The organism is Enterococcus canintestini (assembly GCF_001885735.1).
In the GTDB taxonomy this organism is placed as follows: domain Bacteria; phylum Bacillota; class Bacilli; order Lactobacillales; family Enterococcaceae; genus Enterococcus_C; species Enterococcus_C canintestini.
Map to the genome: position 1 here is coordinate 16,650 of NZ_JXKG01000019.1, position 20,031 is coordinate 36,680.

Consider the following 20,031-nt stretch of genomic DNA (forward strand, 5'->3'; position numbering starts at 1 on the left):
GGAAACCTTAAAGGAGATGTGACAAAAGTCTTGTTACATCTCCTTTTTCCGAATAAACGTTGTGACAGAAGCAGCTCTGGTCACAACCTCTAGTGAAAACCAATTGTTTACATGCTAGAAAGTTGAATTCGGTTTCTTTACTGCTAAAATAATATTCAATAAATGGTTATTCGACTAAAATAACTTGCGAGCTACAGGTAGGCATGATAAACTTACTATGTGAAAAAACGAACAAAGGAGCCAATTATGGTTGAAGATAGTAAGTTAAAAGAAATTCCTAAGGCAACGGCTAAGCGTCTACCTTTATATCTACGCTACTTAAATATGTTGCAAGATTCAGGGATAAAAAGAATTAAGTCAAAAGAATTTGCAGAAATTACCCAAGTTCCTTCTGCGACAATTCGGCGGGATTTTTCCCATTTAGGAGAATTAGGTCGGAGTGGGTATGGCTATGATGTCAGTTATCTGATTGAAGTTTTTAATAGTATTTTAGATACAAATGATGAAAAGCGGATTGCTTTAGTTGGCTTTGGTAACTTAGGTAAAGCATTGGCCAATAACAACTTTCGCCGCAATAGTAATTTGAATATTGTGGCAGTGTTTGATAATGATCCCAATTTGGTTGGACAAGTTATCGATGGGCACAAAATCCATAGTATGGCAGAATTTGATGAAATTGTTAAAGATAAGTGTGTTACGGTGGCAATTTCGACTGTTCCAAGCCAATATTCACAAGAGGCAGTAAATGTGATGGTAGCAGCGGGAATCACAGCGATTTTAAATTTTGCGCCGGATCGTGTCGATGTACCGAGTAATGTGCATGTCCAATACATTGATTTAACGACTGAATTACAGACGCTAATTTTCTTTGATCAAAATTATCAAAAAGCACTAATCAATAGTTAAGCAGTATCTTTGGTTTTTTCTTTGGTATTCTCTATACTTAAGATAATTAAAAAAGTCCTGACGATTTTTTGATTGCTTAGTTAAAGGAGTGGATAATATGGAATTAACCAAAAAAGGTCAACCTGTCACATTACCAGGTACTCAGCCAATAGTTGGCGAGACTGCCCCTAATTTTTCGTTGGCAGATTTAGATGATAAAAAACATTCTGTCACCGATTTTTTAGGAAAGCCCACAATTTTAAGCATTATACCAGATATTGATACTCGTATTTGTGCAATTCAAACCAAACGCTTTAATACAGAAGCTAGCCAAATTAAAGAAATTAATTTTGCGACAATCTCTAATAATACTAAAGAAGAGCAAGCAGCTTGGTGTGGCCAAGAAGGGGTCGATATGCTGATGCTTCACGATCCAGATAATACATTGAATGAAAATTATCATCTACTCGTTAATGAAACCGAGCGCTATGCGCGGGTAATTTTTGTTTTGGATAAAAATGGTGTTATTCAATATCGCGAAATTGTCCCAGAAATTAGCCAAGAACCTGATTATGCAAAAGCTTTAGCAGCGGCAAAAAAATTAAGCTAAAAAACTGATTTGACAGCAACTTATCTTCATTGTAGAATAAGCCCAGACGTTGAACAAGAGGAGTAGCAAAAAACTGCGTTAGAGAGAGGAAATCAGAGCTGAAAGATTTCTACGCAAGTTTTGTGAAGGTAGCTTGGGAGTCTTTGCTGGGAATCGTCTCAGCAAACGTTTCGTGATCGTTATCTCACGCTTAAGAGGTAGAGAAATCTACAAATTAGGTGGTACCGCGTAAATTTACGTCCTAAGATGCTAGCATCTTAGGGCTTTTTTGCTTTTTAAAGGAGAAATTTATGCCACTTGTATTTTGCTAGCAGTAAACCAACCAGTAATTGAAAAAAGTATTGAAAACTTTTAAGGAGGCAAAAAAATGTCTGATAATTTATCAACTAAGTACAATCCACAAGAAGTGGAAGCAGGTCGCTATCAAAAGTGGCTCGATGAAGATTTATTCAAACCCAGTGGCGATAAAAAAGCCAAACCTTATTCTATTGTGATTCCACCACCAAATGTAACTGGGAAATTGCATCTGGGTCATGCTTGGGATACTACGTTACAAGACATGATTATTCGACAAAAACGAATGCAAGGTTTTGATACTTTATGGTTACCAGGGATGGACCACGCAGGGATTGCCACCCAAGCTAAAGTAGAAGAAAAATTACGGGAACAAGGCGTTTCTCGTTACGACTTGGGTCGGGAAAAATTTGTAGATAAAGTTTGGGAATGGAAAGAAGAATATGCTGACCATATTCGCCAACAATGGGCAAAAATGGGACTTTCTTTAGACTATTCACGGGAACGTTTTACCTTAGATGATGGTTTATCAGAAGCGGTTCGCAAAGTTTTTGTAACCTTGTATGAAAAAGATTTGATTTATCGTGGGGAATATATTATTAACTGGGATCCACAAGCGCGCACTGCGTTATCTGATATTGAAGTCATTCACAAAGATATTGAAGGTGCTTTTTATCACATGACGTATCCTTTAAGTGATGGAACCGGCGAATTAGAAATTGCAACGACTCGGCCAGAAACCATGTTAGGTGATACTGCGGTAGCCGTTCACCCAGATGATGAACGTTATCAAGACTATATTGGAAAAACTGTTACTTTACCACTAGTAAACAAAGAAATTCCAATTATTGCTGATGAATACGTTGATCGTGAATTTGGAACTGGGGTGGTGAAAATTACACCGGCTCATGACCCGAATGACTTTGAGGTGGGAAATCGTCACGACTTACCACGGATAAATGTAATGAACGATGATGGTACGATGAATGAATTAGCTGGAAAATATGCTAATCTCGATCGCTTTGAAGCGAGAAAATTAATCGTTTCAGATTTAAAAGAAATGGGTCGTTTAGTTAAAGTTGAAAAAATGAACCATAATGTTGGTCACTCAGAACGAACAGGTGTTGTAGTTGAACCCCGGTTGTCTACGCAATGGTTTGTAAAGATGGCACCTTTAGCTAAAGAAGCGATTGAAAATCAAGCGACAGAGGATGCAGTTGATTTTTATCCACCACGTTTTAATCAAACTTTCTTAAGATGGATGGAAAATGTGCACGACTGGGTTATTTCCAGACAATTATGGTGGGGACATCAAATTCCAGCTTGGTATCACAAAGAAACAGGTGAAATGTATGTTGGCATGCAAGCGCCAGCAGATAGTGAAAACTGGGTGCAAGATCCGGATGTATTAGATACTTGGTTTTCTTCTGCTTTATGGCCATTTTCAACCATGGGTTGGCCTGATACTGATAGTGAAGATTATAAACGCTATTTCCCAACTAATACTTTAGTTACCGGTTACGATATTATTTTCTTCTGGGTAAGCCGAATGATTTTCCAAAGTTTGGAATTTACCGGAGAACGTCCATTTAACAATGTTTTAATTCACGGCTTAATTCGTGATGAACAAGGGCGCAAAATGAGTAAATCATTGGGTAATGGGATTGATCCAATGGATGTTATTGATAAATACGGTGCAGATGCTTTACGTTGGTTCTTATCAAATGGCTCAGCTCCTGGTCAAGATGTGCGCTTTAGTTATGAAAAAATGGATGCAGCTTGGAACTTTATCAATAAGATTTGGAATGCTTCTCGCTTTGTTTTAATGAATGTTGAAGGTATGACTGCTAGTGATATTCAATTAGAAGGCGAAAAAACAGTAGCGGATCGTTGGATTTTAACTCGTTTAAATGAAACAGTGGAAAAAGTCACTGACCTATTTGACCGTTTTGAATTTGGGGAAGCCGGTAGACAATTATATAACTTCATTTGGGATGATTTTTGTGACTGGTATATTGAAATGAGTAAAGAAGTTTTATACGGTGAAGATGAAGGTTCTAAACAAATGAACAAGAGTATCTTAGTTTATACATTAGACCAGATTCTACGTCTGTTACATCCAATTATGCCTTTTGTAACCGAAGAAATTTGGAGTAAATTGCCACATGAAGGGCAATCTTTAGTCACTGCTGCTTATCCTGTTGTTCATGAAGAATTTAACGATGCTGCGGCTGTTAAGGGCATGGAATTTCTGATTGAATTAATTCGGGCGGTGCGAAATATTCGTGCTGAAGTGAATACTCCGCTATCAAAACCAATTACATTATTGATTCATACAACGGATAAAGAAATCGATGAATTTTTAGTAGCCAATAAAAATTATATTGAACGTTTCTGTAACCCAGAAGAATTGGTTATTTCAGGTGAAGTTGATGCACCAGAATTGGCAATGTCAGCAGTTCTAACAGGTGCTAAAATTTACTTGCCACTTGCAGGTTTGATTAACATTGAAGAAGAATTGCAACGTTTAGAAAAAGAATTGGCTAAATGGAACAGTGAAGTGAAGCGAGTACAAGGCAAACTTGCTAACGAACGTTTTGTTGCGAATGCTCCTGAAGCTGTCGTAGCCGAAGAACGAGAAAAAGAAGCTGATTATTTGGCTAAACAAAAAGCTGTGGCTGAACGTATTGAACAACTACGTACAATTCAATAAGTTTAAAAAAGTAGGACTTGGGAATTTATCTTCCCAAGTTCTTTTTTTACTAAAGGAATAATTTTCTTGTAAGAGCTAAGTTTATCATGATGTTCTTTGATTGTGCTTTATAAACAGACTACTATGCTAGTAAGTTAAAAATACAAGAAACTTGAAAAAATCAGTGAAACTCACGAATTTAATTGTCTATTTGAATTATTTCTCTCTGCCTTTATAAAGGGAGTTTGTTATAATGAAGCGGTGAGGTGGAAAAGATATGGTAGAAAGCGGAAGTAAAGCAATTGAGTGGATTCACAGCCGTAAGCCTTTTGGTTCAAGACCTGGTTTACAGCGGGTTAATGCGTTATTAGATTTAGTTGATCATCCTGAAAAAAAAGTTCCCACGATTCATATTGCTGGCACAAATGGTAAGGGATCAACAATTAGTTATTTGAAGGAAATGTTACAAACAGCGGGAATTGTGGTTGGAACTTTCACTTCACCTTATATTGAAAGTTTCCACGAACGGATTGCCATTGATGGCAAATTTATTACCGATGAAGAACTGGTAACGTTAGTAAATAAGTATCAACCTCTAGTTGAAAAATTGGATCAACAAGAGGCAGTTAGTGGTATCACAGAATTTGAATTGCTAACAGCACTTGCTTTTGATTACTTTGTAGGTAAAGTTGATGTTGCGATTATTGAAGTTGGCTTAGGTGGCTTACTCGATTCTACTAATGTAGTAGAACCAATGCTCACCGCTATTACGACAATTGGTTATGATCATACCGAAATTTTAGGGGAAACATTAGAATTAATTGCTGGGCAAAAAGCGGGGATTATTAAAAAAAATATTCCTGTTGTAACAGGAAATATTCCAGAAAATGCATTAGGGGTTATCATGCAAACCGCAGATAAGCAAAATGCACCAATTTATCGTTTTGGTTATGAATATCAAGTAGATTATTTACACCCAGATGATAATTGGGGAGAGTGGTTTGATTTTAGTAATCAAAATGGGAAGTTAAAACACTTAAAAACGGCTTTGATTGGGCAACACCAACCTGAAAATGCCGGTGTTGCTATTCAATTATTTCAATTATATTGTGAGCAAAATAAGATTAATTGGCAGGCAAAAGAAATTAAAAAGGCCTTACAGCAAACATTTTGGCCAGCGCGGATGGAACGTCTTAGCACAGAGCCTTTGATTATTTTAGATGGGGCGCATAATACCCATGCGATGAAACGTTTAGTAGCATCACTTCAAAATGAGTTTAGTAATCGCAAATTGCACATCTTATTTTCCGCTTTAGAAACCAAAAATGTTTCTGAAATGCTACATGAATTACTAAAATTAAAAAATAGTCATATTTATTTGACGACATTTGACTATCCACGGGCGATTAAATTAAATGATAATTTTGTGAATGTAGATGAAAAACGTGTTTCAATCGTTTCTTTATGGCAATTTGGCTTAGCTGAAATTTTAGAGAAGATGGATGATGAATCTATGCTACTTGTTACAGGCTCATTGTATTTTGTCGCAGAAGTGCGCAAGCTACTACTGGAAATGGGAGGTCCACATGAAAGTTAAAGGTGTTATCTTTGATATGGATGGTTTGATTTTTGATACCGAGCAGCTTTATTATGCCGGTGCCAAAGCGGCAGCTACTACTTTTGGTTTTCCTTATGATAAAGAACTGTATTTAAATTTATTAGGTATTTCTGATGAAGAAGTGATTGAAAAGTATCATGAATTATTTGATGAAGAATTTGGCGCAACAACCGTAACAGCTTTTATTGAAATGGCTTATGAAAATACCAGACGATTATTTGCCGACGGTCAGGCAACTTTGAAGCCAGGTGTGATGGAGCTTTTAAGCTATTTAGCAGAAAATAAGTTAAAATGGGTGATTGCCTCTAGTAACCAACGGCCAGTAATTGATGAGCTGTTAGAAAAAGCCGAATTGACCCGTTATTTTCCAACGATTGTCTCAGCAGAAGATGTTCCTCGGGCCAAACCCGATCCTGCCATTTTTTTAGCAGCGCAAAATCTTTTAGGGACAAAAAAGGAAGAAACGCTCGTTTTAGAAGACTCGCAAAATGGTGTTTTAGCAGCTCATCAGGCTGAGATTCCAGTAATTATGGTTCCAGATTTATTACCACCAGACCAAGATTTAAAAAATAAAACAGTGGCAGTTGTGTCTTCTTTACATGAAGTAAAAAAATTTTTAATATAAATAAAATATTTTTCGACTCTTTTGCGTACATTCATAAAAAGAATGCAAAGGAGTTTTTTTTATGAATGTAAAAACATTACCATTAAATAGTCGTCCAAGAGAACGTCTAAAACAAAAAGGAGCTAGTGCACTATCTGATCAGGAGTTATTAGCTATTATTTTACGGACGGGATCTAAAAAAGTACCCGCCCTTGAATTAGCGACAGAAATTTTAAACTTTTTTGGGGATGATTTGCATCAACTAAAGAGTGCGGAATTACAAGAGTTTATGTTAATTAGTGGCATTGGTGAAGTAAAAGCGATTGAACTTTTAGCAATGATTGAGTTGGGGCAAAGAATTCATAAGTCGAGTAAATTAAAAATCGGACATGTTTCTTCTAGTTATGAGTTGGGCTGTATGTTAGCTGAAGAGATGCGAGATTATGAACAAGAACATTTACTCTGTATTTATTTAAATACGAAAAATCAAATTATTCAAAAACGAACTATTTTTATTGGTTCTTTAAATCAATCGATTGCGCATCCAAGAGAAATTTTTAAAACAGCAGTCAAAGTCGCCGCAGCTCGTATTGTCATTTGTCACAATCATCCTTCTGGTAGTCCTACGCCGTCTTATAATGATATCGCTTTTACCAAACGTTTAAGAGAATGTGGTGACCTCATGGGAATTGAATTACTCGATCATTTAGTTATTGGCGGTAGCGAATACATTAGCCTAAGAGAAGAAGGTTTGTGGAATTAGCAGACTTGCAAAAAAAATCAGGCAAGTGTAAAATATTAGTGTAATTTTGTTTAGCGGTTTAGCGATAGAAGTTGAAACATTTGGGTCACCTCTATTCTTTGCCAACAATGTTACATATAATCTGTGCAAAGCACAAGGAGGTTTTCACCCATGGAACATGGTACAGTAAAATGGTTTAACGCAGAAAAAGGTTTTGGCTTCATTTCACGTGAAGACGGCAGCGATGTATTCGTACATTTCTCAGCAATCCAAGGCGACGGTTTTAAAACTTTAGAAGAAGGTCAAGCTGTGACTTTCGACGTTGAAGAATCAGACCGCGGACCTCAAGCGACTAACGTAGAAAAAGCCTAAACATTTTAAATAGGTACTTTTAAGTCGTAACAAAAGTATACAGTTAAAATATTGGAGAATTGAAATTTATCTTTTGATAATTTGCGCTTTTCTGGTTTATTTTTAAAAGCTGTTACTTATGAAACGCCGTTTATTCGCAAGAATAGGTGATGACAATTTTTGTCATCACCTATTGATAATTTGCGCTTTTCTGGTTTATTTTTAAAAGCTGTTACTTATGAAACGCCGTTTATTCGCAAGAATAGGTGATGACAATTTTTGTCATCACCTATTGATAATTTGCGCTTTTCTGGTTTATTTTTAAAAGCTGTTACTTATGAAACGCCGTTTATTCGCAAGAATAGGTGATGACAATTTTTGTCATCACCTATTTTTTTTAGAAATTAAATGATTTTTGAAAAGGTGTAAGCTGAGAAAACAAAGAATTAAGAGCTAAGGGATTTCTCTTAGGTTTTTTAGTCAATTTTATCGTACAAAAATACCCCAAAACGATAGAAAGAAGAAAATCAGTGTACTTTACTATCGTCTTAGGGATGTGCGTGTTACTTTATTAAACTATGCCGTAGTCGTTACTTTACTTTTCCGGAGTCATAATCATTGATAAAATCATTGGGTGACGCTCCGTTTTTTCAAATAGATAAGGTTGCAATGCATTAGACATCGCTTCTCGTAACTTGAATTCGTTACAATCTGGTTGGTTCATTGCTTCTCTCAAGGCTTTAAACAGTAATGTCTGTCCTTCATTAATCATTTCCCCAGATTCACGCATATAGACAAAACCGCGGGACAAAATATCAGGACCAGCCAAAATTTCTTTTTTAGCAATATCGACTGTTGCCACAGCTAAAACCAAACCTTCTTCTGATAAAATATGACGATCTCGTAAAACGACATTGCCGATATCACCAATACCACTACCGTCGACATAAACATCACCGGCATTAAAATGACCACAAATGCGGGCACTGTCAGCTGTTAAGGCTAACATATCGCCATTTTCCATCAAGAAGCAATTTTCTTTTGGCACACCTGTATCTTGGGCTAATTGTGTATGGATTTTTAACATCCGATATTCCCCATGAATTGGCATAAAATATTTAGGCTTCATCAAACGCAACATTAATTTTTGTTCTTCTTGGCCACCGTGACCAGAAGTATGAATGTTGTTTATTTTGCCGTGAATAACTTCAGCGCCGGCTTCCATTAATAAGTTAATTAAATGGTTGACACTAGTTGTATTTCCAGGAATTGGTGAGCTAGAAAAGATCACGGTATCGTCTGGTTGAATTTGAATTTGACGGTGAGTTCCGTTGGCAATGCGACTTAACGCTGCCATTGGTTCACCTTGAGAGCCAGTACATAAAATCAAAACTTCATTAGCTGGTAAGCGATTGACTTCATGCGCATCAATAAAGGTGCCGTCTGGAACTTTGATATAGCCCAATTTTTGGCCGTTAATCATCGCATTTTCCATACTACGACCGAAAACTGCAATTTTGCGTCCAGTGGCAACAGCGGCATCAGCTGCTTGTTGTAATCTGAAAATATTAGAAGCAAAGGAGGCGAAAATAATACGACCTTCAATTTTTTCAAAGATTTTCAGAATGGAAGTTCCGATAATTTTTTCGGATTTTGTAAACGTGGGGATTTCAGCGTTGGTACTGTCTGATAATAGACACAATACGCCTTCTTCACCGATCCGTGCCATTTTGTGTAAATTAGCAGGTTCGCCTACTGGTGTAAAATCAAATTTAAAATCACCGGTTTGAACGATGTTTCCAGAAGGTGTCTTAACTACAATCCCTAATGCATCTGGGATACTGTGAGTAGTACGGAAAAAACTGACCGAAGTTTTTCGGAAACGGATAATCGTGTCTTCATTAATTTCGTGTAATTGTGCATCACGTAATAAACCATGTTCGTCCAATTTATTTGTAATAAGTGCAAGGGCTAATGGTCCTGCATAAATTGGAATATTTGCTTGACGTAATAGGTAGGGAATTCCCCCAATGTGGTCTTCGTGACCGTGAGTAATTACAAGGGCTTTTACTTTTTGTAAGTTTTGCACAATGTAACTATAATCGGAAATGACATAGTCAATTCCAAGCAATTCATCTTCAGGGAATTTAATCCCCGCATCAATAATGATGATTTCATCTTGAAATTGTACCCCATAACAGTTTTTTCCAATCTCACCAAGACCACCGATCCCAAAGACGCCAGTTTCGTTGTTCTTCAAAGAGACTTTCATTTTAAAACTCCGTCAATTTGAAGTCAGTATTTTCTTTTTCATAAGCTAGATGGCTGTCATCTAAACCTTGAATGAATTCAATATTGTATGGGGTGTGTTCTTCAACTAACGCACGAGCAGTGACTTCATCGGCTGCCTCCACGTAAATTGCTTGTGTTTGTTCTCTTTTTGGATTGCGAACTTTTGTTTCTTGATAATAAACTTTGTAAATCATCTGTATAACTCCTTTATTAGTTAATTAAACGGTATAAAAATGACATCTAAAGATGACAAGTACGAGAATTAAGGCATTCAAAAAATAGGGGAGGCACTTCTTGCTAAATTATTTTTGCAACTTAAGATTACAAAAATAATTTTGGCAATACGTAAAATCTCCGCCAAATTGTGGATGCTTTTTAAAAATCACAAAGATTTTTAAAAAGAGAAAGTCTCGTCTTTACTTTCCGCTTGTGTTTCAATTCAACCGTTCCTTTGGCGTATTAGCGCCCAATTAATGATATTTTAGCATAGATTTTTCAATAAGTATAGAAAAGGCAAAGGGGTAAAAGGATTACAAAAAAATTTTTTATTTCTCTTAAAAACTAGCTATTTCTGGGAGTGTTTTAGGTAAAAAAGCTTACATAAGCCGATTTTGTAACTTTTCATTTCTTATTAATAAGAAATAAATATCCTTAAATTTTCTGGTGAATTTGGCTACAATTAGAAAAAATACTGTGTTATAGTGAAGATAATGCGAAAATTTGGTACACATGGCTCACTTCAAGCTAGTATTGAGGTGCCATTTTTCTTTTGAAAACAGTTCCGTCAATTTTACGCGTTCACAGGCGCTGCCTGTCTTTATTTTTATAGAGGAGGAAAAAATATGAAATTGATGTGGCATTATACAATGCGCTACAAAAAACTTTTACTTTTTGATTTCATCTGTGTTTTTGGTTTCATCATCATTGAACTGGGTTTGCCAACGATTTTGGCCCGCATGATCGATTCAGCCATCCCAGCAAAAAGTTTTAGTCAAGTCCAACAGTTAGGGATTTTAATGGTTATCATTACAATTTTAGGGGTTGCGATGAATATCTTGTTGGGATATTTTACCACCCGTATCACCACCAATATTACAGCTGATATTCGTGATGATTTGTTTGCTAAAACTCAAGGATATTCTCATTATGAATATGAACAAATTGGTGTGTCATCTTTAATTACGCGGGTAACAAATGACGCTTATCAAATTATGTTGTTTATGCAAAATATTTTGCGGACTGGCTTTATGACACCGATGATGTTTATCGTCAGTTTATACATGATTTTTCGGACTAGCCCTTCTTTAAGTTGGTACGTTTTGGCTGCTTTGCCGGTTTTATTATTGGCAGTTGTAGCGATTGCCAAATTTTCAGATCCATTATCGACGAAGCAACAAAAGAATTTGGATAAAATTAATGCTATTTTACGGGAAAATTTGTCAGGTTTACGGGTAATTCGGGCTTTTGTGAATGAGAAATTTGAAGAAAAACGTTTTGAAAAAGTGAACAAAGCCTATGCTTCTAGTTCAAAAAGTTTATTTCGCTTAATGGCAGTGGCACAACCGGGATTTTTCTTTCTTTTTAATATTGTCATGGTTTTAATTATTTGGAATGGGACGATTAAAATCGATCAAGGTAGCTTACAAATTGGGGATTTGATCGCCTTTATCGAATATATTTTCCACGCTTTATTTTCTTTCATGCTCTTTGCCTCAGTCTTTATGATGTACCCAAGAGCAGCCGTATCAGCAAGACGAATTCAAGAAGCGTTGGATGCGACTTCTGAAATTGTAGAAAAAGCAGACGGTGTGACAGAAACTGCAACTAAAGGATATGTAGAATTTAAAAATGTGACCTTTGCTTATCCGGGACATTCGGAAAGTCCAATTATTCGAAATGTTAGTTTTACTGCCAGACCAGGTGAAACTGTGGCGTTTATCGGAAGTACTGGCTCAGGTAAGTCGACATTGATTCAGCTGATTCCGCGTTTTTATGATGTAAGCGAAGGCGAAGTTTTAATCGATGGCGTTAACGTCAAAGACTACCGCTTAAAGAGTTTACGGGAAAAAATTGGTTATATTCCACAAAAAGCGCTCCTTTTTACCGGTACGATTGCTGAAAACTTACGCTATGGTAAAGAAGACGCAACACAAGCTGAAATGCAGCGGGCCGTTGATATTGCTCAGGCCGCAGATTTTATTAGTCAAACACCTAAAGGATTTGACGCTCTTTTATCAGAAGGGGGAACGAACTTTTCTGGTGGACAAAAACAACGTTTAGCGATTGCTCGTGCGATTATTCGTAATCCGGAAATTTATATATTTGACGATAGTTTTTCCGCATTAGATTATCAAACAGATGCTAAATTGCGGGCGCGCTTGAAAAAAGAAACGACAGAAGCGACAGTTTTAATTGTCGCACAAAGGGTTGGAACGATTATGCATGCTGATAAAATCATTGTCTTAGATGAAGGCAATGTGGTTGGCATGGGAACCCATCAAGAATTACTGAAGAATTGTACGGTCTATTATGACATTGCAGCTTCTCAGTTATCAGAGGAGGAATTGGCGCAATGAAATCATTCTCTTCTTTAAAACGATTGGCACGGTATTTGAATCCATATAAAATTACAGTCTTTCTCGTTTTATTTTTTGTAGTTTTAACGGTGGCATTAAACGCAGCGATGCCTTACGTGGCTGGATTACCTACGACAGAAGTCGCAAAAAATATTGCCAATGGAGAAAAAATTAACTTTGATTATGTCTTAAAATGTTTAGTTTGGATTACTGCAGTTGGTGTAGGTTATTGTGTGGCACAATTATGTTCTGGTCTTTTAATTACTAATGTCGTGCAAAGTGCAATGTATGACTTGCGCCAAGATATTGATGAAAAAATCAATCGGCTACCAGTTGCTTATTTTGATAAAAATCAGCAAGGGAATATTTTATCTCGGGTAACCAATGATGTGGATGCGGTAAGTGGTGCGATGCAACAAGCCTTAATTGGGATTGTAAATGCGGTTCTGGGAATTATTATGGCATTGGCAATGATGTTTTATATTAATATTTATATGGCATTGTTATCTATTATTATGATTCCGGCTTCCTTTTTAATTTCTCGCGGGATTGTAAAAATTTCGCAAAAATATTTTCAAGGAATGCAAAATGCACTAGGAGAATTAAATGGCTACGTTCAAGAAAATATGACAGGCTTTAGCGTTTTGAAAGTTTATGGACGAGAAGCGCAGACGATTGACGGCTTTAAAGCTGTTAACCATAAGTTAAAACATTACGGTTTTCGTGCCACTTTTATTTCCGGCTTAATGATGCCTTTGGTGTCTTTAACGGCTTATCTTACGTATATCGTAATGGCGATTTTGGGTAGTTACTATGTGATTGGTGGCGTCATTGTAGTTGGACAATTACAAGCCTTTATTCAATATATTTGGCAAATTAGTCAACCCTTAGGAAACATTACCCAACTTTCTTCTGTCTTACAAAGTGCGTCAGCTGCTTCTAAACGGGTTTTTGAAATTTTAGATGAAACAGAAGAAGTTTTAAATAAAACAGATGTAGCACTACCGGCTGTTGTTGCAGGCAACGTTGACTTTGAGCATGTTTCTTTTAGTTATACACCAACTAAACCTTTAATTAAAGATTTGAATTTTAGTGTAAAAGCTGGGCAAACAGTGGCAATTGTAGGACCAACGGGAGCTGGTAAAACTACTTTAATCAATTTGTTGATGCGTTTTTACGATGTAGATGCCGGCGCAATTAAAATTGATGGCATTGATACTAAAAAAATGAAACGCAGTGATGTTCGCTCTGTTTTTGGGATGGTTTTACAAGACGCATGGCTTTATGAAGATACGATTGGTGAAAATATCCGCTTTGGTAAGTTAGATGCGACTGATTATGAAGTGGTGGATGCTGCCAAAACTGCCAACGTTGATCATTTTATTCGTACGATGCCAGATGGCTATGAAATGATGATCAATGCTGAAGGTAATAATGTTTCGTTAGGACAAAAACAATTATTAACGATTGCGCGGGCTGTTATATCAGATCCTAAAATTCTGATTTTAGATGAAGCGACGAGTTCCGTTGATACCCGCTTAGAAGCATTGATTCAAAAAGCGATGGATAAAGTAATGCAAGGTCGTACTAGTTTTGTTATTGCACACCGGCTCTCTACTATTCGGGAAGCCGATTTGATTTTGGTGATGAATCAAGGCGCCATTATTGAAAAAGGGACCCACGAAAGTTTACTAGCTGAAGGTGGCTTTTACAGTAAACTTTATCAAAGCCAATTTGCCGAAGATGGCGATTACGATTAAAAAAGCTGGAGTGCTCTTTTGCACTCCAGTTTTTTTATAGAAAGGAATTATATAATTTTCCAAAGCTTAACTTGTTGCTTGTAGCTTTTTGTTTGATCCAGCAAAATGAACGAACTCTCTACGGTAATAAGTTGAAATTTGAAGAAATTTGGAAAGCAATTTATTAAAATTCCATCTTATTACTTGAGAGTTAAACGCGTTCATATAGCTTTTCATTGATCCAGTATAATGAACGAACTCTCTACGGTAATAAGTTGAAATTTGAAGAAATTTGGAAAGCAATTTATTAAAATTCCATCTTATTACTTGAGAGCTGAACGCGTTCATATAGCTTTTCATTGATCCAGTATAATGAACGAACTCTCTACGGCAATAAGCTGAAATTTGAAGAAATTTGAAAAGCAATTTATTAAAATTCCATCTTATTGCTTGAGAGCTGACTATGTTTATTATGTTTTTTTTGATGTGTTATAATGGCGCTACTAAAAGAAATTCTGGGAGAAGGCGACAAGAAAAAATGAAAAATTTTATCGCAGAAAATGCAGTGGTAGTAGGAGATGTAACGTTAGGAAAAGATGCGACAGTCTGGTTTAATAGTGTTATTCGTGGGGATAGTAATTTTGTGAAAATCGGTGCGCGGACCAATATCCAAGATGGCACAATTATTCATGTTGATTATGATGCGCCAACAGAAATTGCCAATGACGTGACTGTTGGACATCAGTGTATGTTACATGGTTGTAAAGTGGAACAAGGAGCGTTAATTGGAATGAGTTCTATTATTTTAAACCATGCTGTAATTGGTGAAAATAGTTTAATTGGTGCTGGTTCTCTAGTAACCCAAGGGACAATTATTCCCCCCAATGTTTTAGCTTTTGGACGTCCTGCTAAAGTCATACGCTCTTTAACGCCGGCAGAAATCGCCAAAAACAAAGCCAATATTCAGCATTATTGCCAACTAGGAGAAGAGTTTATGGCAGGAAAGTATCCGGCCATAAAAAATTAAAAGAGAGAACAAAGAAAAGACTAGGATTAAATTGGCAGGGCATTCAAAAATGTTGCTCCTGAGTTCTCATAAAAAAGCGCAAATCTTTGCGCTTTTTTTGTTTCCTCGCTACACTTTAGATACGAAAAGAAATGAGGAGGGATTTTAATGGAACGCTTTGCAATAAAGGGTTACGGAAAACCAGAAGCTGTATTTGAAACTATTACCGCCAACCCAAGGGAACTGACAGCAGGTCATATTCGGGTGGCAATAAAAGCATTTGCAATTAATCCGTATGATATTTCATTACGCAGTGGTGCGCAGCAAGAATTTCGCAGTTTAACATTCCCTTATGTACTCGGAAATGATGCGGCAGGGATTGTCACAGAAGTTTTCGCCGAGGAAACTGATTTTTCAGTGGGCGATCGAGTGGTGATTCACCCAATTAGTGGCACGTATGGGGAAGAAGTTGTTTTGCCTAATAAAAAAGCCGCTAAAATTCCTGATCAAATGAGTTTTGCAGAAGCTGCTGGAATGGTGACCACTGGTATTACCGCTTATAATTTGTTGTTCCAATTGTTAAAAGTTAAATCAAAACAAAAAGTGATGGTATTAGGTGCTTCTGGCGGCGTTGGCTCTATATTGGTACAATTGTTACATCAAAACGGTAATTTTGTGCTGGCAAGTGCTAGAAAAGTAAATGAAGACAAAGTCCGTGCTTTTGGCGCAGATGAATTTGTTGCTTATGATACTGAAAACCCTGGTGCAGTATTTTCTGAACAAGCCGATGTGGTCATTGATGCGACAAAGGGCAGTAGAAGTAGTGAAGCCGGACTAGCCATTTTAAAACCTGGTGGAACGTACGTAGCTTTAAATGACTTGCCGACAGAAGAGAAACGAAAAGACGGAACCTATTTAAGTTTTGCACCTCAAAAAGAATATTTAGATCATGTGGCTTTTGACTATTTATTGCACGCATATGCTGCTGGCAATTTGACTATCAACATCGCAGAAATATTACCTTTTCAATTAAGTAGTGTGATTGAAGCCCATGAAAAAATTGCTGGTCATCCGACAGCAGGAAAAATTGTCATTGCCAAATAAAAATAAAACAGACCTGTTTGATTTTTAAGTTAGAGGCTAAAATCTTGCTAAATTGCGTTTTAATTTAGCGAGATTTTAACTTTGTGACATTAAGTGCTTACTGATGAAGTTCCATTAATCATCTTTAGTTTGTCAGTTTTATTTCTTCTAAGAAATTATCTAATTTCTGGTATAAAAAAAGAATTGGGCATAGTGCCCAATTCTTTTTTGTGTTAATTATTTTGTGACCATGATTTCATCGATTAAGCCGTAAGCTTTTGCTTCTTCAGCGGTCATGAAGTTATCACGATCCGTATCTTTTTCAATCACTTCTAGTGGTTGACCAGTACGTTCAGCTAAAATATGGTTCAAACGATCACGAGTTTGTAAAATGTGACGGGCAGCAATTTCAATTTCAGTTGCTTGACCTTGTGCGCCACCTAATGGTTGGTGAATCATGATTTCAGCATTTGGTAAGGCAAAACGTTTACCTTTGGCACCAGCTGTTAATAAGAATGAACCCATTGAAGCAGCCATCCCCATTACAATAGTTTGAACATCTGCTTTGACAAAGTTCATTGTATCGTAAATCGCCATGCCGGCAGTTACACTACCACCTGGTGAATTGATGTATACGTAGATATCTTTTTCAGAATCTTGTGCGTCCAAAAATAGTAATTGGGCGATAATTGAGTTTGCTAAGTCGTCTGTAACTTGACCGCTTAGCATAATAATGCGGTCTTTTAATAAACGTGAGTAGATGTCATACGCTCTTTCGCCGCGGGATGATTGTTCAATGACTGTTGGAATTAAATTCATAATGTAAAGTCCTCCTTTAATCAAATCGACGTAATTATGGTACGTCTCAAGTTTAGCACATTTAAGCGATAACCTCTAAAAAGAAGTATACCCAATAGGTCAAAATAGGTCAAATGAAAAACACTGGCAGATTGAAAAAATCAAAGTAAAAGAAAAAGCAGAAATAACGGAGTGCTTACCTGCTAAAAGAATTAAAATGCGAAACAAAGAGAAGATATGCTAAAATAAAGGACAGAGATAAAGCTAATTGGGAGGAAAAGTATGATAGCAGTAGCAGTAGCAGGTTTCTTAGGTGTTATTGTCGGCGCGTTAATTGTCACGATTGCGTTTAACTTACGGATTCGTTATGACGAAAGAAAAGAACAAAAGCGGCGTGCCTTAGAGCTTAAGGTGAAAGAAATCGAAACGTTGAATCAACTAAATAAAAAAATTAATGAGATTTTACAAAAGCGTAGTGTCTTAATGGAAGAGTATGTCAGCTTTGATGCTTTTGACGATTGTTATATTACAATTGATGACTATGCGTATTTGCAATCTTTTGCCGCACAAAACAATTTTTATTTGCCTAATTATATTTTAGAAGAATTTTTCAAAAAAATTGCACAGCGTAAAGTTATCTTGTCTCCTGATGAAACGATCAAAGTCGGTGGTTACGCTTATAAAGGCGGTCGGGTCATTATGGAACATTTTTCAGATGATTTAACCCAACTGATCAATGAAAGAAAAACTGAATTAAAACGTCTATCAGACAATACATTAACTTATTTTAGTGCATAACTTTAAAAGGATAGAAAAAAGCTAACTTGTGGCTTTTTCTATCCTTTTTTACTTTTAGCATCGGCAATTTTTAATTTTAGCTAAGAAATTGAAAGCTTTTTGATTGCAGGTAAAAGTCCTTTTCTTACAAATAATAAAAAGAAATTTTATTCCTAATTTTATCGTCTACTAATATATGAAAGTTCAACAAGGCCAATTTGTAAAGTTAATAAAATAGCGTAGAAGTGGTACAATTAATAGTAAGTAAAAAATGATAAGGAGGCGACGTGATGACACAAATTGTAGCCCATCGCGGTGCCAGTGGCAGTCGGCCGGAAAATACGCTGCCTTCTTTTGCCGAAGCAGTTCGAGTAGATAGTGATGTGATTGAATTAGATGTTCATCTATCAAAAGATGGTCAGCTAATTGTCATGCATGATGAAGATGTCGAACGTACCACCAATGGTAAAGGCTTAATTCGGGAAAAGACACTCGCGGAAATAAAAAAATTGAATGCCGGTAGCTGGTTTTCTCCTGCCTATCAAAATACAAAAGTCCCAACTTTAAAAGAAGTATTGGACTTATTAGTGATGCGTAATTTTCGTGGTGTTTTGACGATTGAATTAAAAACGGATCACTACCATTATCCAGAAATTGAAATGAAGACAGCTGCGTTAATGACCAGTCAAACATGGCCATTTTCTCATTGGTATTGTAGCTTTAATATCAAATCACTAGATATTATCCATAAATTAGAACCCAAAACACAGCTTGATTTAATCTTAAGTACGAGCAATAAAAAAGTGATAGAAGCCCTAGATCGTCCTTACATTGAGGGAATTCACCCAAAAATGGATTGGGTATTAAAAAATGAGGCCAGTTTAGCTGATCTCCCCCTTGCGATTCGACCTTGGACTATTGATGAAGAACCACTAGTGAAAAAGTGTGTTGCGTTAAAGACGACCGGCATTATTACGAACTATCCAGAAAAAGTACAGCAGTATGTTCGAAATGCACAACGAAGTAAATGAGGAAAAGTATGAAAGTATTAGTTATCGCAGGTCCGACTGGTGTTGGTAAAACAGCGCTAAGTATCCAGTTGGCAAAAAAGTTTAACGGTGAAATTATTAGCGGTGACTCACTGCAAGTATATCGCCAACTAGACATTGGAACAGCTAAAGTTACCCCAGCAGAAGCACAGGGAATTCCCCATTATTTAATTGATATTCGTAATTTTACTGAAAATTATTCTGCTGCAGATTTTCAACAAGAAGCACGAAATAAAATCAGAGATATTACAGCCCGAGGCAAGCTACCAATTGTAGTAGGGGGAACGGGATTATATATTCAAGCACTGCTTTATGATTATAAATTAGGCGCCACAGAAAGTTTTGGTCAAAAAGGAGAGGATTTACGCCAAAAGTATACTGAATATGCGGCGCAACATGGGAAAAAAGCACTCTGGCAAGTGTTGGCCCAAAAAGATCCACTAGCGAGCGAAAAAATTCACTTTAATAATGAACGAAAAGTTATTCGAGCTTTAGAGGTTTTTGAGTTGACCGGGCATAGTATCACAAAGCCCAAAGAAGAACCCCAGAAACTTTATGATGATTTTTTGATTGGTTTAACGACGGAACGAGCATTATTATATGAACGAATTAACCAGCGAGTAGAGCAGATGTTTGCTACAGGCCTCCTAAAAGAAGCCACTCTTTTGCAAGATTATGAAGATGTTCAAGCCGCTAAAGGAATTGGCTATCGTGAATTTTTCCCATATTTTAAAGGAAAAATTACTCTTGATGAAGTTAAAGAAAACATCAAACTGGATTCAAGACGTTATGCAAAACGCCAATTAACTTGGTTTCGTAATCGGATGAACGTGACGACTTGGGTGGATTTAATCACGCAACCAGAAGAGGTTGAAAACTTACAGCAAAAAATACAGTTATGGCTGGAGGAATAGT

Annotated in this window: 17 protein-coding genes and 1 other annotated feature; of the genes, 14 read left to right on the plus strand and 3 right to left on the minus strand. The window is 36.6% G+C overall.

Annotated features, from left to right (window positions below):
- Positions 1 to 246 precede the first annotated feature (246 nt).
- The 7 genes from RU96_RS10260 to RU96_RS10290 all read left to right on the plus strand — a co-directional run bounded on the left by RU96_RS10260 (position 247) and on the right by RU96_RS10290 (position 7,817).
- Complete coding sequence (locus RU96_RS10260) at positions 247 to 906, plus strand: redox-sensing transcriptional repressor Rex (protein WP_071865429.1); 660 nt, start codon at positions 247 to 249, stop codon at positions 904 to 906.
- Between the two features lie 97 nt (positions 907 to 1,003).
- Positions 1,004 to 1,495 (plus strand): thiol peroxidase, encoded by a 492-nt coding sequence (tpx, locus tag RU96_RS10265; RefSeq protein WP_071865430.1) that lies wholly within the window; start codon positions 1,004 to 1,006, stop codon positions 1,493 to 1,495.
- Positions 1,496 to 1,535: 40 nt separating this feature from the next.
- Positions 1,536 to 1,742 (plus strand) — a binding site (T-box leader).
- Between the two features lie 120 nt (positions 1,743 to 1,862).
- Entirely contained in the window at positions 1,863 to 4,502 is a 2,640-nt protein-coding gene (locus RU96_RS10270; RefSeq protein WP_071865431.1) for a valine--tRNA ligase, read from the plus strand.
- 256 nt (positions 4,503 to 4,758) lie between these two features.
- Entirely contained in the window at positions 4,759 to 6,078 is a 1,320-nt protein-coding gene (locus RU96_RS10275; RefSeq protein ID WP_071865432.1) for a bifunctional folylpolyglutamate synthase/dihydrofolate synthase, read from the plus strand.
- Positions 6,068 to 6,724, plus strand: coding sequence for an HAD family hydrolase (locus tag RU96_RS10280; protein ID WP_071865433.1), 657 nt, complete (start codon positions 6,068 to 6,070; stop codon positions 6,722 to 6,724). The genes RU96_RS10275 and RU96_RS10280 overlap by 11 nt, the downstream gene beginning before the upstream one ends.
- A 61-nt stretch (positions 6,725 to 6,785) precedes the next feature.
- The gene (radC, locus tag RU96_RS10285) at positions 6,786 to 7,466 is read left to right on the plus strand and encodes a RadC family protein (RefSeq protein WP_071865434.1); all 681 of its coding nucleotides are present in this window, start codon (positions 6,786 to 6,788) and stop codon (positions 7,464 to 7,466) included.
- A 150-nt stretch (positions 7,467 to 7,616) separates the two neighbouring features.
- Entirely contained in the window at positions 7,617 to 7,817 is a 201-nt protein-coding gene (locus RU96_RS10290; protein WP_016172708.1) for a cold-shock protein, read from the plus strand.
- Between the two features lie 574 nt (positions 7,818 to 8,391).
- Here the strand turns inward: RU96_RS10290 and rnjA are convergent.
- Both rnjA and RU96_RS10300 read right to left on the minus strand, forming a co-directional pair.
- Positions 8,392 to 10,068, minus strand: a complete 1,677-nt coding sequence (rnjA, locus tag RU96_RS10295) for a ribonuclease J1 (RefSeq protein WP_071865435.1) — start codon at positions 10,066 to 10,068, stop codon at positions 8,392 to 8,394.
- 1 nt (position 10,069) lies between these two features.
- A complete protein-coding gene (locus tag RU96_RS10300) occupies positions 10,070 to 10,282 on the minus strand; it encodes a DNA-directed RNA polymerase subunit epsilon (protein WP_071865436.1) in 213 nt (70 codons plus the stop codon).
- Positions 10,283 to 10,930: 648 nt separating this feature from the next.
- Between RU96_RS10300 and RU96_RS10305 the strand changes: the two genes are divergently transcribed.
- The 4 genes from RU96_RS10305 (at position 10,931) to RU96_RS10320 (ending at position 16,513) form a co-directional block, all read left to right on the plus strand.
- The gene (locus tag RU96_RS10305) at positions 10,931 to 12,664 is read left to right on the plus strand and encodes an ABC transporter ATP-binding protein (RefSeq protein WP_071865437.1); all 1,734 of its coding nucleotides are present in this window, start codon (positions 10,931 to 10,933) and stop codon (positions 12,662 to 12,664) included.
- Positions 12,661 to 14,424, plus strand: a complete 1,764-nt coding sequence (locus RU96_RS10310; RefSeq protein WP_071865438.1) for an ABC transporter ATP-binding protein — start codon at positions 12,661 to 12,663, stop codon at positions 14,422 to 14,424. The genes RU96_RS10305 and RU96_RS10310 overlap by 4 nt, the downstream gene beginning before the upstream one ends.
- Before the next feature lie 517 nt (positions 14,425 to 14,941).
- Entirely contained in the window at positions 14,942 to 15,430 is a 489-nt protein-coding gene (locus RU96_RS10315) for a gamma carbonic anhydrase family protein (RefSeq protein WP_071865439.1), read from the plus strand.
- Positions 15,431 to 15,577: 147 nt separating this feature from the next.
- Positions 15,578 to 16,513, plus strand: coding sequence for an NADP-dependent oxidoreductase (locus tag RU96_RS10320; protein WP_071865440.1), 936 nt, complete (start codon positions 15,578 to 15,580; stop codon positions 16,511 to 16,513).
- 216 nt (positions 16,514 to 16,729) lie between these two features.
- Here RU96_RS10320 and clpP read toward each other — a convergent pair whose 3' ends face one another.
- The gene (gene clpP / locus RU96_RS10325) at positions 16,730 to 17,311 is read right to left on the minus strand and encodes an ATP-dependent Clp endopeptidase proteolytic subunit ClpP (protein ID WP_016172701.1); all 582 of its coding nucleotides are present in this window, start codon (positions 17,309 to 17,311) and stop codon (positions 16,730 to 16,732) included.
- Between the two features lie 264 nt (positions 17,312 to 17,575).
- On the opposite strand from clpP, the gene RU96_RS10330 reads away from it, so the two are divergent.
- The 3 genes from RU96_RS10330 to miaA all read left to right on the plus strand — a co-directional run bounded on the left by RU96_RS10330 (position 17,576) and on the right by miaA (position 20,030).
- Entirely contained in the window at positions 17,576 to 18,088 is a 513-nt protein-coding gene (locus RU96_RS10330) for a hypothetical protein (RefSeq protein WP_180708256.1), read from the plus strand.
- A 269-nt stretch (positions 18,089 to 18,357) separates the two neighbouring features.
- Positions 18,358 to 19,098 (plus strand): glycerophosphodiester phosphodiesterase family protein, encoded by a 741-nt coding sequence (locus tag RU96_RS10335; protein WP_071865442.1) that lies wholly within the window; start codon positions 18,358 to 18,360, stop codon positions 19,096 to 19,098.
- Between the two features lie 8 nt (positions 19,099 to 19,106).
- Entirely contained in the window at positions 19,107 to 20,030 is a 924-nt protein-coding gene (gene miaA, locus RU96_RS10340; protein WP_071865443.1) for a tRNA (adenosine(37)-N6)-dimethylallyltransferase MiaA, read from the plus strand.
- The last annotated feature ends 1 nt before the right edge of the window (position 20,031 follow it).